Origin of the sequence: Veillonella sp. AF36-20BH (assembly GCF_003602765.1) — a bacterium.
In the GTDB taxonomy this organism is placed as follows: Bacteria; Bacillota; Negativicutes; order Veillonellales; family Veillonellaceae; genus Veillonella; species Veillonella hominis.
Window position 1 is genome coordinate 38,522 of the sequence record NZ_QTLR01000009.1, and the last position, 12,431, is coordinate 50,952.

General features: G+C 39.7%; 13 protein-coding genes and 3 tRNA genes. All 16 read left to right on the forward strand.

The annotated features are described in order from the left end of the window. The first annotated feature begins 112 nt into the window (after positions 1-112). Positions 113-964, forward strand: coding sequence for a hypothetical protein (locus tag DW000_RS09050; RefSeq protein WP_004698348.1), 852 nt, complete (start codon positions 113-115; stop codon positions 962-964). Positions 965-986: 22 nt separating this feature from the next. Beyond that, on the forward strand, positions 987-1,331 hold the full coding sequence (locus DW000_RS09055) for a YkvA family protein (RefSeq protein WP_004693603.1): 345 nt from the start codon (positions 987-989) through the stop codon (positions 1,329-1,331). A 116-nt stretch (positions 1,332-1,447) separates the two neighbouring features. Then, positions 1,448-1,867 carry a thioesterase family protein gene (locus DW000_RS09060; protein WP_004693602.1) on the forward strand — a complete coding sequence of 140 codons (420 nt, stop codon included), beginning with the start codon at positions 1,448-1,450 and terminating at the stop codon, positions 1,865-1,867. Then, a complete protein-coding gene (gene murI / locus DW000_RS09065) occupies positions 1,860-2,663 on the forward strand; it encodes a glutamate racemase (protein ID WP_120056122.1) in 804 nt (267 codons plus the stop codon). Before DW000_RS09060 ends, murI begins: the two co-directional genes overlap by 8 nt. A 12-nt stretch (positions 2,664-2,675) precedes the next feature. Then, complete coding sequence (locus tag DW000_RS09070; RefSeq protein ID WP_004698324.1) at positions 2,676-3,215, forward strand: hypothetical protein; 540 nt, start codon at positions 2,676-2,678, stop codon at positions 3,213-3,215. A 12-nt stretch (positions 3,216-3,227) separates the two neighbouring features. After that, entirely contained in the window at positions 3,228-3,878 is a 651-nt protein-coding gene (locus tag DW000_RS09075; RefSeq protein WP_004693597.1) for a coenzyme F420-0:L-glutamate ligase, read from the forward strand. A gap of 195 nt (positions 3,879-4,073) precedes the next feature. Beyond that, positions 4,074-5,786, forward strand: a complete 1,713-nt coding sequence (locus tag DW000_RS09080) for a hydantoinase/oxoprolinase family protein (RefSeq protein WP_120056124.1) — start codon at positions 4,074-4,076, stop codon at positions 5,784-5,786. After that, on the forward strand, positions 5,776-7,200 hold the full coding sequence (locus DW000_RS09085; protein ID WP_120056126.1) for a histone deacetylase: 1,425 nt from the start codon (positions 5,776-5,778) through the stop codon (positions 7,198-7,200). Before DW000_RS09080 ends, DW000_RS09085 begins: the two co-directional genes overlap by 11 nt. 163 nt (positions 7,201-7,363) lie before the next feature. Continuing rightward, a complete protein-coding gene (rph, locus tag DW000_RS09090; RefSeq protein ID WP_120056127.1) occupies positions 7,364-8,119 on the forward strand; it encodes a ribonuclease PH in 756 nt (251 codons plus the stop codon). 1 nt (position 8,120) lies between these two features. Continuing rightward, positions 8,121-8,696: an XTP/dITP diphosphatase gene (locus tag DW000_RS09095; protein ID WP_120056129.1), complete on the forward strand. Its 576-nt coding sequence runs from the start codon at positions 8,121-8,123 to the stop codon at positions 8,694-8,696. Between the two features lie 66 nt (positions 8,697-8,762). Continuing rightward, the gene (locus DW000_RS09100) at positions 8,763-9,260 is read left to right on the forward strand and encodes a YfcE family phosphodiesterase (RefSeq protein WP_120056131.1); all 498 of its coding nucleotides are present in this window, start codon (positions 8,763-8,765) and stop codon (positions 9,258-9,260) included. 77 nt (positions 9,261-9,337) lie between these two features. Then, positions 9,338-10,120, forward strand: coding sequence for an adenosylmethionine decarboxylase (gene speD, locus DW000_RS09105; protein WP_004698372.1), 783 nt, complete (start codon positions 9,338-9,340; stop codon positions 10,118-10,120). A 288-nt stretch (positions 10,121-10,408) separates the two neighbouring features. Next, a complete protein-coding gene (locus DW000_RS09110; RefSeq protein WP_120056133.1) occupies positions 10,409-11,614 on the forward strand; it encodes an NADP-dependent malic enzyme in 1,206 nt (401 codons plus the stop codon). A gap of 380 nt (positions 11,615-11,994) precedes the next feature. Beyond that, positions 11,995-12,071: transfer RNA gene (locus tag DW000_RS09115), tRNA-Pro, on the forward strand. 10 nt (positions 12,072-12,081) lie between these two features. Beyond that, positions 12,082-12,155 (forward strand) — tRNA-Gly (locus tag DW000_RS09120). Positions 12,156-12,256: 101 nt separating this feature from the next. Further along, a tRNA-Arg gene (locus DW000_RS09125) sits at positions 12,257-12,333 on the forward strand. Positions 12,334-12,431: the final 98 nt, after the last annotated feature.

Consider the following 12,431-nt stretch of genomic DNA (forward strand, 5'->3'; position numbering starts at 1 on the left):
GAAGCTATTATATATGGATAATTAGAAAAATTCATTTCACTTCTATCAATAGAATGGTATAATAATACTAATAATAAGACCTATAGTTGGTTCACAACAAAGGAGAATACTTATGGCAGAATATAATGGCGTAACACTTGAGCCCCTTACGGATGGATCTCAAGATCGTGACTATCAAGTTGAACAATTTATCTTCTGGGGGGCAGGTCGTGCGGCAGCATTGGCATTATCCTCTAAATTCAGCAGTGTCGCTTTGTGCGCCAATGCTACGTACATGGTAACTCGCATTGCTCATCTTTATGATGTAGAATTGCAAGCAGGTGCTGTAGTTGGTTTAGTAGGTGGTCTTAGCACAGCTGTAGGTACAGCTGCAGTATCCCTTTTAATTCCAATTAAAGCTGTTCGCGTTCCTGTAGCTATCGGTTTAACTTATGCTATTGGTAAAATTGCACATATTTGGATTCAAGATGGCATGCCTTCTGATATCGAACGTTACAAACCGATGGTTGCTGAATTCCTTGAAAATGGCAAAGCTATTGCTTCTGAAATCGTTCGTGATGCAAGTGCTAGCATTCCTTTCACTCAAGGTCAACGTGACGTATGGGCTGGGATTGCTAACGAAACAGGTCTTGCTAAAGAATCTTTAAAGCAAGTTTACGATGAAAAAGTAACACCTGCCATCAATAAATGGAATAATGAAACAAAATACCAAATCCATGATAACGCAGCAGAGGTTGTAGCAAAGGTTTCTGATGCAGCGAAAGAAAAAATTGATTCTGCTAAAGAAGGTATTGAAGTAGCCAAAGAATTCGCAAAAGGTGGTGTAGAAGTGGCAAAAGCTTCTGCACAAGTAGCAGTAGAAACTGCAAAAACTAAAGCTTCTGATGCCGTAGAGACAGCAAAAGATGTTGCTACAAACACTGTTAATACAGCGAAAGAAAAAATTGGCGGTTTGCGTAAATAAACGCTGAAGGATTATTATTACTATGAATCCATTTAATATTATTAAATATGGTAAGTATTTTAGCGAATCAAGATTTTTAGGGTTTCTTGGTCGATATGGTAAGAAACTTGCCTTTGTACAACAAGCAGTAACCTTGTTCCTTTGTTTTCGTGACAAGGATACTCCCAAATATGTAAAAGCGGTCATTGCAGGTGCCTTAGGGTATTTGGTATTACCTATTGATATTGTGCCGGATGCGATTGCTGTATTAGGTTGGGTAGATGATGTGGCAGTACTCGGATTAGCCTTTAAGATTGCGAATCGTTATATCAAAACGAGTCATCAAGAAGAGGCAAAAAAATTCTTTCCATTTGGTAGCAGTCGCTAACTTTTACCATTTTAGGCAGTTTGATCCACAGTGATTGAACTGCCTTTATTTATTTGACACACTAAAGTAATAGATATAGAATAAAAATTGTATACTATTTAAAAAGGACAGAATTTATGCATATTGCTTCAGTAAATGTACGATTTTATGAAACTGATATGATGGGGATTGCTCACCATAGTAATCATTTTAGATGGTTTGAAATGGCGCGCATTGAATTCCTTCGTAAGATCGGTGTCACTTTGTGGGATATGATGAATGAGGATATTGTATTTCCTATCATGAATGTATCTTGCAATTATAAAGAACCTGCGAATTTCGATGATGAACTTCACATCGAAACGTATTTGGTTAAGATGACAAGGGCTCAAATGGTGTTTCGCTATCGCATGCGCCGTGCTAGTGATGGAGCGTTACTTGCTACGGGGGAAACTAAGAACGCCTTTATGTCAAAATTAACAGGAAAAATTGTGCGATTAGACGATACTTTTTATCTGCCTATGTTAGCAGCTGTTGAGGAGATGCCGCATGAGTAATGTACAACAATTGCCTATCGGTGTATTTGACTCTGGTGTAGGCGGATTATCTGTGTTAAAGGTGTTACAAGAACAATTTCCTAACGAAGATTTCATCTATATCGGTGATAATGCGAATAATCCTGTAGGTAATCGCAGTGATGATGAAATCACTTATTTGGCGTGTCGTATTGCGGAGACGCTAGAAAAGCAGCCTGTTAAGTTGATGGTGATTGCCTGTAACACCTTCACCGTTGTGGCTCTTGATGCGGTCCGTGAACTTGTATCTGTGCCAGTTATTGGTGTATCACAAGGTGTGAAAACAGCCATTAATAAAAGTAAAAGCAAGACTATCGGTATTATGGCAACCGTAGCCACTGTAAATAGTCATATTCATAAGCATGTGGCTTTAGAAGTTGATCATGAGGTTTTGGTTTGGGAACAACCTTGTCCAGAGTTGGCGGGGCTTATTGAACAAGGTCATTTAGATGATTACTTTGTTCGTGAAGTATGCAAGGATTATTTAGAACCTTTATTATCTCGAGAAATTGAGGTAGTCGTTTTGGGCTGTACTCATTTCCCATTTGTACAACCTTTACTAGAGGAACTAACATCATGTCGCATTCAGTTCATTGATCCTGCTTTTGAAACAAGTGAATTGGTTCGTCACAGACTTGAGCGTAAAAATCTTTTCAATCCTCAAGATACTGTAGGCACCGTGACATTGTATTTTACAAAGGATGTCGAACTTGGTGATACATTGAGTGCATCCTTCCTTGATACAAGCCGTCGTACCATTGAACATATTACATTATAAAGGAGATACCCTATGTGGTTTTATAACATCCTCAGTGCAGTAATAGCTATTATTGTGGCTGTTGCAGCTCTGTACTTATTATTCCGTTTGTTTGTATTGAAACAAGGTAATGAAAATATTGTCTTATTAGCGAAACGAGCAACGAACTTTCAAGTATCTGATCGTAATTTTGAGTCCATTACGTTGTTCTGTGATATACCATTTGTAAATAAAGGGCGCCAATTAGGCACAATAATGGACTTATTTCCACGTCCATTATTACCAGAAGAACATTTTGATGCTATTAAGGTAAATGCTTGGGCTATGGATATTAATCGTCCACGTCAAGATGGATACTTTGAAGCTATAATTATCAAACCACGCAAAGGTGGCACAATTCGTGTATATGTTACATTAACAGGTAAAACTGGCAATATTCGAGAAGATATTAAGGGATTCCCTTATATGGACATCGATATTTACTACCAAATCGTAGGTCGGACAGACTATCATATCGATAAACAGCGTATTCGTTTGACTGCTGAAGAAGTTCAAGCAGCAATGGTTCAATAAGGAGGCATAACAATGGCAGAATTAGAGTTAGTATGTGTGCCAACACGTATTCTTACAGATAATGATGACATCGTTGATGCTATCGTTGAATTTGGCGGTCATAATATTGGACCTGAAGATATCGTATGCGTTGCTGAATCTGTAGTAGCTATTACGCAAGGTCGTTTTACACGTCCTGAAGAGCTAAATGTGTGCTGGCAAGCTCGTTTAATTAATCGTTTTATCCATCCAGATGGTTCCATGGCATCTATTTATGGTATGCAATCGGCTATGAATTTGGATGGTAAATGGAAGGTATTAGGTGCTTTTATTTTAGGCGCTATTGCTAAAATTTTCCGTAAACCAGGGGTATTCTATGCAATTGCTCGGGCTGCATCCTTAACAGATGATGTAACGGGGACTATGCCTCCATTTGATAAGCACATTGTATTTGGTCCAAAGGATCCTGATAAAGTGGCTGAGAAAATTGTATCTCGCACTGGTTGTTATGGTGCCGTTGTAGCTGATGTTAATGATTTGAAACGGTCCGCTATTTTAGGTACAAGTCGTGGCATTGACGCTAAGAAAATTGCACAATTGTTGATTGATAATCCATTTGGTAATGATAGCCAAATGACTCCGATTGTTATCATCAAAAATTACGCATCTGTATCTGGTAAATAACAGAAGGCTGTACTCATCACATAGAGATGGGTACAGCTTTTTTATATATAATGAGATTGAATACGAACTATACGCAGGGTTGAATAGGAATTGCATATTAGTTCAAATAGAGATTATATGCTAGCTTAAATTGAGTTTTCTTTACTCTGTTTTGAGTTTGTATAGATTCTTTATTAATACTAATAAGGAGGTTATATGTTACTAGGGTTAGACGTAGGTGGTACTTTTACCGATGCTGTTATCATTGATGGCCATCGTGTAGTGGCAACTGCCAAGAGGCGGACTACAAAGGATAATCTAATGAATGGTATAGGTGAGGCCTTAGATGCGGTTTTGGAGGGTTATGATACATCAAATATTGAACAAGTAACCTTATCTACTACCGTGGTGACGAATACCATCGTAGAAGAGAAGGAGCAAGTAGTAGATCTCTATGTGGTTACAGGTCCAGGCCGTAATGTAGATGATATATTCCCTGTGAAACCTATATACCTTCAAGGTTATACAGATCATAGAGGTATCGTTGTAGAGCATACCCCTGCTGATGCTGTACGTGGTATAGCCAACATGGTTCAAGCACGTAGTGGTACTGATTTGGCTGCTGTATCAGCTAAATTTGGTGTACGGAATCCTCAGGAAGAATTATCTATTACAGAGGAATTGAAAAACACATATCATACAATTTCTAATGGCAGTTTATTAAGTGGCTCTTTAAACTTTCCACGGCGTACTATTAGCGCTTATTTTAATAGCGCTGTGACACCCGTATTTACGGTATTTAAGGAAAATGTCGAAGACGCTCTCCGTGCTCGAAATATAGTGGCTCCACTTCACATTTTAAAGGCCGATGGTGGTTCTCTACCTATGGAGCATATGGTGAGTCGTCCAGTAGAGACTGCCTTTACAGGCCCTGCTGCAACAGTTCTTGGACTATCGGCTCTCGGCGTTATAGGTAATAAGCATACAGTGGCTCTAGATATTGGGGGTACTACAACGGATATATCCCTTTGGAAGCATGGTAAACCATTGATGACAAAAAATGGTGTATCTATCCGTGAGTATCCAAGTGCAGTGCGATCCTTTGCCGTTACTTCTGTCGGTATTGGTGGGGAATCTGTAATTCGCCTTAAAAATGGTAATCTTACCGTAGGTCCTGAACGAGTGGGACCATCAGTGGCTCTAGGTGGTATAGAACCTACCTTGGGGGATGCACTTATCGTGCTCGGTCACGCGAACTATGGCGACTTTAATCTAGCATCACGAGCTTTACAAGATTTAGCGGATGCTATACAGGCTGCGTTGCAATCTAATAATATAAATACCTCAAATAATCAACTAACTCTTATTAAGACCGCCTCTGATGTAGCAAAACTAATCCTACAAAATGCGTTGGAAACGATTCAACGTGGCGTAGATGAGGTCATAACGGTTGAGAACAAACGCCCTATTTATGTGGTGGCAGATATTGTAAATCCTGATATATTTGTGCCTGAACATATTGTTGTAGTAGGAGGCACGGCGCCAAGTCTCGGAGCGAGCATTGGAGAATATATGGATTTACCTATTACGATTCCAGAAAATGCAGCCGTAGCGAATGCTATTGGTGCTGCGCTAGCCCTATCTACCATCGAACTCACTGTCCATGTAGATACAAAACGTCGTTTACTTGTCATTCCAGAATTAGGCATTAAACAGCAAAATTGTACTTTAAAACGAGCGGAACAAGTTGTAGAACGAGCTAAAGAGGTTCTTAGTGAAGAGGCTTTACGTTTAGGTTTAGATACAGCGCAAGAGATAGAGGTTATTAGTATTGAGGATTTCCCTGTAGTAGAGGGCTGGCAATCTATGGAGCGTTTAATTACTGTGAAAGTACAACTAGCGGCGGGGGTGAAACACTATGTGGAATAAAGGTCTATCCTATCGTGAGCGTCATGGCCTTATAGAAAAGAATATGAATACGAAACTGAATGACGACGTGAATTCTACTATTGATAAAGCTGAATATAATCACAGTTTAGGTCTAGTATTCTTCCCCGCGTTTGACTGGAAAATTTCTGAAACACATCCTGAACGACAAGAGCGTTTACTTTATACGCGTGATCAAATCGTAGAGGAAGGTCTGTTAGATATACCGAATATTAGAGAATATAATCCAATAGTAGCGGATTGGAATACAATAGAGCGGGTTCACGTTGGTGCTCCAGATTTAGAGTCTTGGGTGACTGAAGCTCATCGGGTATCTGCTGGAGGTGCTATTGCGGCAGCTGATGCAGTCATGCGCGGTGAAGTAGACCGTGCTTTTGCGTTAGTAAGACCACCAGGTCACCATGCAATGGCTATGGTTCATGGTATTCGTGGCTTCTGTACGATTAATATTGAAGCCGTTATGATTCAACACATGCGCCAAACCTATGGAATCAAACGCATTGCCGTAGTAGATACCGATGTACACCATGGTGATGGTACTCAAGATGTGTTTTACCACGATCCAGATACATTGTATATTAGCTTTCACCAAGATGGACGAACCCTCTATCCAGGAACAGGCTTTATGGATGAATTTGGTGGACCTCAGGCTATCGGTAGTAATATAGATATTCCACTACCTCCTGGTACCGGTGACGAAGGTTTGATGAAGGTCATGCGTGAGCTTGTATTGCCTATTCTTGAAGAGTTTAATCCAGATATCGTCATTAACTCGGCAGGACAAGATAATCACTTTAGTGATCCGTTGGCTAATATGCAGGTAACTGCGAAGGGTTATGCAGAATTAGTCGATTTGTTACAAGCAGATATAGCTGTACTTGAAGGAGGCTATTCCGTACAAGAAGCGTTGCCATATGTAAATACGGGTATCATTTTATCCATGGCAGGCCTTGATTACAGCAAAGTCGTAGAACCTGCCTTTGATCCTGTTAAATACAAACAGAGTCAAAATGTAACTAGTTACATAGATGATTTAATCGTTAAGTGGAAAATACAATGGGCTAACCGTCATAAGATGGTCGAAGACGAGCGCGTAGGTGCAGGGGATGTTTGGTCTAATCATTATAACGTGTACTACGATGAAACAGGCGTACAAGAGGAGCGCCTTGAAAAGGTGGGTATGTACGAAGACAAGGTAGGCTGGCATAGCGTGCTCTCTCGAGGACAATACGGACCATATGGGTCGCAAAGTGTATATGCTATGTTCATCCCTTGGCAAGCAGATGAAGGGACGCGTCAAGATGCTATTGTAGAAGCAAAACGAGCCAAAGTAGAAGGGGGAGCAAGCCGTTACGTTGTGGTAGATCCACTCGGCAATGGCCAATATGAACTATAATGTTAATTTCCATAAATAATAATGCGAGTCATCATGTTAGAATCGTAAATTATAATATGATTTGTAATACTGAAAAATAGAAAAAATATGATATAATATAAGAAATAACGCCCCTTTGTATAAGGGGCGTTCTAATATTTAGTTTTAGAATGGTGAGGTTCCTATGCGCAGCGATAATAGAACAGCGGGTCAATTGCGACCTATTAAAATAACACGGAATTTTACAGAGTATGCAGAAGGTTCTGTACTCATTGAGTGCGGTAAGACCAAGGTTATCTGTACGGCCACTGTTGAGGATTCTGTGCCGCGCTGGCTAAAAGGTTCTGGACAAGGCTGGGTAACTGCGGAATATTCCTTATTGCCACGTTCTACGCAAACTCGCGTGAGTCGTGAGGCCTCAAAGGGGAAACAAACTGGTCGTACCGTAGAGATTCAACGTCTTATCGGCCGTGCTTTGCGCGCTGTCGTAGACCTTGAAGCTTTAGGCGAACGCTCTATTACTATCGACTGCGACGTTATCCAAGCGGATGGCGGTACGCGTACAGCATCTATTACGGGTGCTTTTGTAGCCCTCGTTGATGCGGTGGACTTCACCTTTGGTGGAGCAGGAAAATTCCCAATTACTGATTTTTGTGCAGCCATCTCTGTAGGTATTGGTCTAGAAGGTCCTATTACGGACCTTTGTTACGAAGAGGATAGTGCTGCCATCGTAGATATGAATGTAGTTCGTACAGGTTCTGGCAATATGGTTGAAGTACAAGGTACAGGCGAACACGGTACCTTTAACCGTGATGAACTCAATGTTTTACTTGATCTAGCAGAAACTGCTACAGATGAACTCATGGCTAAACAACGTGAAGTACTTGGTGCGACAGCAGATAAAGTAGGTAAAGCGTATCCTACAGTTCCGGAGGTGTAAGATGGAACAAATTGTACTTGTTACAGGCAATAAAGGAAAAATTCGTGAGTTCTCCGAGGCTTTCTCCCATTTATCTATCGATTGTGTTCCTGTAAAAGCTGTGATTTCCATTGAGGAGCCTGAGGAAACTGGTACAACCTTTATGGAAAATGCTTTGTTGAAGGCTCGCTACTATGCAAAGGCTACGAATCGCCCATGTCTTGCTGATGACTCTGGCATTACGGTTGATGTCCTCAATGGTGCACCAGGTGTATATTCTGCGCGTTATGCAGGTCGTCATGGTGATGACAATGCAAACAACGAGATGTTAATTCGTGAACTACAAGGGAAAAGTAACCGTACAGGTCATTATGTATGTGCTTTAGCGCTTGTATATCCTGATGGCCGAGAAGTTACTGCGGAAGGCTATTGTGATGGACTTGTTCAAGATGAGCCAAAAGGGGAGAATGGCTTTGGCTATGATCCGTACTTCTATGTGCCTCAGTTTAAAAAGACTATGGCAGAGCTAAGTATAGAAGAGAAGGAAACGATTAGTCATCGTGGCCGTGCACTACGTGAATTAATTAACAAGCTTTGATATTTTCGAACTATATGGTATAGTTCATATAAATATATAATATAGTGGCATTAGAGATTAAATACAATGAAACGAATTGGCATTTTAAGTGACACTCATGGGTATCTAGAGGATATCGACCTCGTCTTGGCTGCTACCGCTGATCAAGACATCGATATGTGGCTTCATGCTGGTGATTTTGGTGATGATGCACGCTATATGCAGGGACATACGGATATTCCTGTTTATGCGGTGCGTGGCAATAACGATCGTGTGCAACCACTTGAACCACGAGAGCAATTGATTCCGCTCGAAGATACTTATATTTACATGACTCATGGTCATGAGGTATCATATTACAATCGAATACAAAAACTGATTGAGTTAGGAACTGACATGGGTGCACGACTCATCGTGTCCGGTCATAGCCATCATCATGGTGAGGTTCGTGCCCGTGATGCGGTATTTGTAAATCCTGGCAGTATTTCTTTGGCTCGTGATCGCTCCGGTGGTACCTTTGCCATCGTTACCTACGATAATGGACAGTTTGATGTAGAGTTTGTGTATAAACAAGATATTGTTTAGTTATATGGTGAAAGCTTCGTTTGCGAAACTTTCAAAAGAAATAGTAAGTCTATGCATGGAAAGGGTTATGACATATCATGGATACACCAGTTAAAGCAAAGCCTAAAATGAAGTTATATGGTTTTAACAATCTCACAAAGACATTGAGTTTTAATATTTATGATATTTGTTATACTCGTACGGAAGAAGAGAAAAAACAATACATTCAGTACATTGATGAAGTATACAATGCGGATCGTTTAACGGCTATTTTGACGGAAGTTAGCCATATTATTGGCGCTAACATCCTTAATGTAGCGAAACAAGATTATGATCCTCAAGGTGCATCTGTTACGATTTTGATTTCTGAAGAGGAAATTGAAAAAGAAGATGTAGTTATGCATCTAGATAAATCACATCTTACTGTACATACTTATCCTGAAAGCCATCCGCACAAAGGGATTAGTACATTCCGTGCCGACATTGAAGTTTCTACATGTGGACAAATCTCACCGCTAAATGCACTGAATTATTTAATTCAAAGTTTTGACTCTGATATTCTTACCTTGGATTATCATGTGCGTGGTTTTACTCGTGACGTATCTGGTAAGAAAATTTATATCGATCATCGTATCAATTCCATTCAAAATTACATTAGTGCAAAAACTCGCAACATGTACAACATGATTGATGTAAATGTATATCAAGAAAATATTTTCCATACAAAGATGATGTTAAAAGAATTTGATTTAGATAATTATCTCTTTGGCATCACTGAAGCTGAGTTGAGCGATCGTGAAATCAAGCAAATTAAACATCAATTAAAACAAGAAATGATGGAAATCTTTTATGGACGTAATTTGCCATCTGTGAAAGCTTAAAGACCGCTTTTATAACATTGTTGTGACAGCTTTTAGCGTATAATACGAAGATAGATTTGAAGTAGATAAGCCTTATATGGTTTATCTACTTTTTTATAATTTACTTTATAACTATTAGAGCTTAATCTTTATTACTACTGGAGCTTAATGATAGTAGTTTTTAAAAATTTCGAAAAACTATATCGAAAAAACTTGAATTATGATTTAGCATTTTGTATAATACAATTAGTTAAAGGTATAAATTACCGACTCTAAAGAGTCCGAGTGTATCCACAAAGGAGAATTGTTATGGACGTACGTGAATTAGCTGTACAAAAAAAACGTGAATTAAAAGGTTTCCTTACTGTAGGAACTAAATATGAATTAAAAGACGCTCATGATTTATCTGTAGCTTACACACCAGGTGTAGCAGAACCATGTTTGCGTATTAAAGATAATGAAGCAGAATCCTTCGAATTAACTTGCCGTTCCAACATGGTTGCCGTTGTATCTGACGGTACTCGTGTACTTGGTCTTGGTGATATTGGCGCTGCAGCAGCATTGCCAGTAATGGAAGGTAAATCCTTATTGTTCAAAAAATTCGGTGATGTAGACTGCATTCCATTGGTTGTAGATACAAAAGATGCTGATACATTGATCAATACAGTAAAATTATTGCAAAAAAACTTTGCTGGTATTAATTTAGAAGATATTTCCTCTCCTAAATGCTATGAAGTTGAAAATCGTTTGAAAGAAGAATTGGAAATTCCTGTATTCCATGATGACCAACACGGTACTGCAATTGCATGTTTAGCTGGTGTAAAAGGTGCTCTTCGTTTAGTTAAAAAAGATTTAGCTACTGCTAAAATCGTTGTAAACGGTGCTGGTGCTGCTGGTGCAAACATTGCTCGCTTGTTGTACCTTGCAGGTGCTCGTGATATCACATTGTTGGTATCCTCTGGCGTATTGCACAAAGACTACAAACGACTTGACTCTTTGCAAGCTGAATTGATTGATTTGCTCAAACTTGAAGAAAAACATGGCAACTTGGCTGAAAATGCTAAAGGCGCCGATATTCTTCTTGGTGTATCTGCAGCAGGTGCTTTCACAAAAGAAATTTTGGAAAACTTGGCTGACGATGCAATCGTATTTGCAATGGCTAACCCTAACCCAGAAGCTACATATGCTGATATGAAAGCTGCTGGTATCCGCGTTGCTGGTACAGGTCGTTCCGACGCTCCTAACCAAATCAACAACGTAGCAGTATTCCCAGGCGTATTCCGCGGTGCTATCGACGTTCGTGCGTCTCAAATCACTGACGAAATGAAATTAGCTGCTGCTGACGCTTTGGCTCACTTGATTCCTGATAGTGAATTGAACGAAGAAAACGTAATGCCATCCGTATTCGATCCTCGCGTAGCTCCAGCTGTTGCTAAAGCAGTTGCTGAAGTTGCTGTAAAACAAGGTATCGCAAAAAATCCTCAAGTAGTAGAAGATGGTAGCTACGAAGGTTAATCTATTTGTTTTACTAGCATTTTAAAATCTTATATAACTATAGAATAATACAACATGCACCTCGAAAGGGGTGCATGTTTTTATATGCTCGATTTAGCATATGATTGGCTTTATACTATTAGGGCGAATAATTTATAGATTAAAATGATATGGAAGCGTAGGCGTATAGGATAATAGAAGTAAGGATAGATATATATTAAAGAATGTATTAATGTATAAGTAAAAAAATTAATGAAGTTGTAAAAAAGTACTTGTCACTAGTTTCTATCAATGATATAATAATTTTCGTTGCAGAGCGATACTCGAGAGAGTAAGAACTCAGCAAGAGTAGTGGTTGACATCAACTACCGGGTTTGCTATAATAGCAAAGTAATTAATGACGGGGCATAGCGCAGTTTGGTAGCGCACCTGGCTTGGGACCAGGGGGTCGCAGGTTCGAATCCTGCTGCTCCGACCATTTTTTATTTGCGGGTGTAGCTCAATGGTAGAGCCCCAGCCTTCCAAGCTGGTCGCGAGGGTTCGATTCCCTTCACCCGCTCCATTTTTTTTTGCCTTTTTTAGGGTATACTAAGATAGGGTGTAGTTGACGATACATAGTACATAATTTATACTATAATAGATAATTATATAGGGAATCCACATGGTTCAGTAGCTCAGTTGGATAGAGCAACGGCCTTCTAAGCCGTGGGTCGGGGGTTCGAATCCCTCCTGGATCACCAAAGAAATAAACGGATAGCTCGTAATGAGCTATCCGCTTTTTTATATTGTACGCCGAATAGGCATGACTAAACCCCCAGTTAAACTGGGGGTCAGTAAA

What these genes read in the sequence shown, in the direction of transcription:
- DW000_RS09100 (WP_120056131.1), top strand. Translation starts at nt 8,763, where the DNA reads ATGAAACGAATTGGCATTTTAAGTGACACTCATGGGTATCTAGAGGAT.
- DW000_RS09110 (WP_120056133.1), top strand. Translation starts at nt 10,409, where the DNA reads ATGGACGTACGTGAATTAGCTGTACAAAAAAAACGTGAATTAAAAGGT.
- DW000_RS09080 (WP_120056124.1), top strand. Translation starts at nt 4,074, where the DNA reads ATGTTACTAGGGTTAGACGTAGGTGGTACTTTTACCGATGCTGTTATC.
- DW000_RS09095 (WP_120056129.1), top strand. Translation starts at nt 8,121, where the DNA reads ATGGAACAAATTGTACTTGTTACAGGCAATAAAGGAAAAATTCGTGAG.
- DW000_RS09050 (WP_004698348.1), top strand. Translation starts at nt 113, where the DNA reads ATGGCAGAATATAATGGCGTAACACTTGAGCCCCTTACGGATGGATCT.
- murI (WP_120056122.1), top strand. Translation starts at nt 1,860, where the DNA reads ATGAGTAATGTACAACAATTGCCTATCGGTGTATTTGACTCTGGTGTA.
- DW000_RS09070 (WP_004698324.1), top strand. Translation starts at nt 2,676, where the DNA reads ATGTGGTTTTATAACATCCTCAGTGCAGTAATAGCTATTATTGTGGCT.
- DW000_RS09060 (WP_004693602.1), top strand. Translation starts at nt 1,448, where the DNA reads ATGCATATTGCTTCAGTAAATGTACGATTTTATGAAACTGATATGATG.
- rph (WP_120056127.1), top strand. Translation starts at nt 7,364, where the DNA reads ATGCGCAGCGATAATAGAACAGCGGGTCAATTGCGACCTATTAAAATA.
- DW000_RS09055 (WP_004693603.1), top strand. Translation starts at nt 987, where the DNA reads ATGAATCCATTTAATATTATTAAATATGGTAAGTATTTTAGCGAATCA.
- DW000_RS09075 (WP_004693597.1), top strand. Translation starts at nt 3,228, where the DNA reads ATGGCAGAATTAGAGTTAGTATGTGTGCCAACACGTATTCTTACAGAT.
- speD (WP_004698372.1), top strand. Translation starts at nt 9,338, where the DNA reads ATGGATACACCAGTTAAAGCAAAGCCTAAAATGAAGTTATATGGTTTT.
- DW000_RS09085 (WP_120056126.1), top strand. Translation starts at nt 5,776, where the DNA reads ATGTGGAATAAAGGTCTATCCTATCGTGAGCGTCATGGCCTTATAGAA.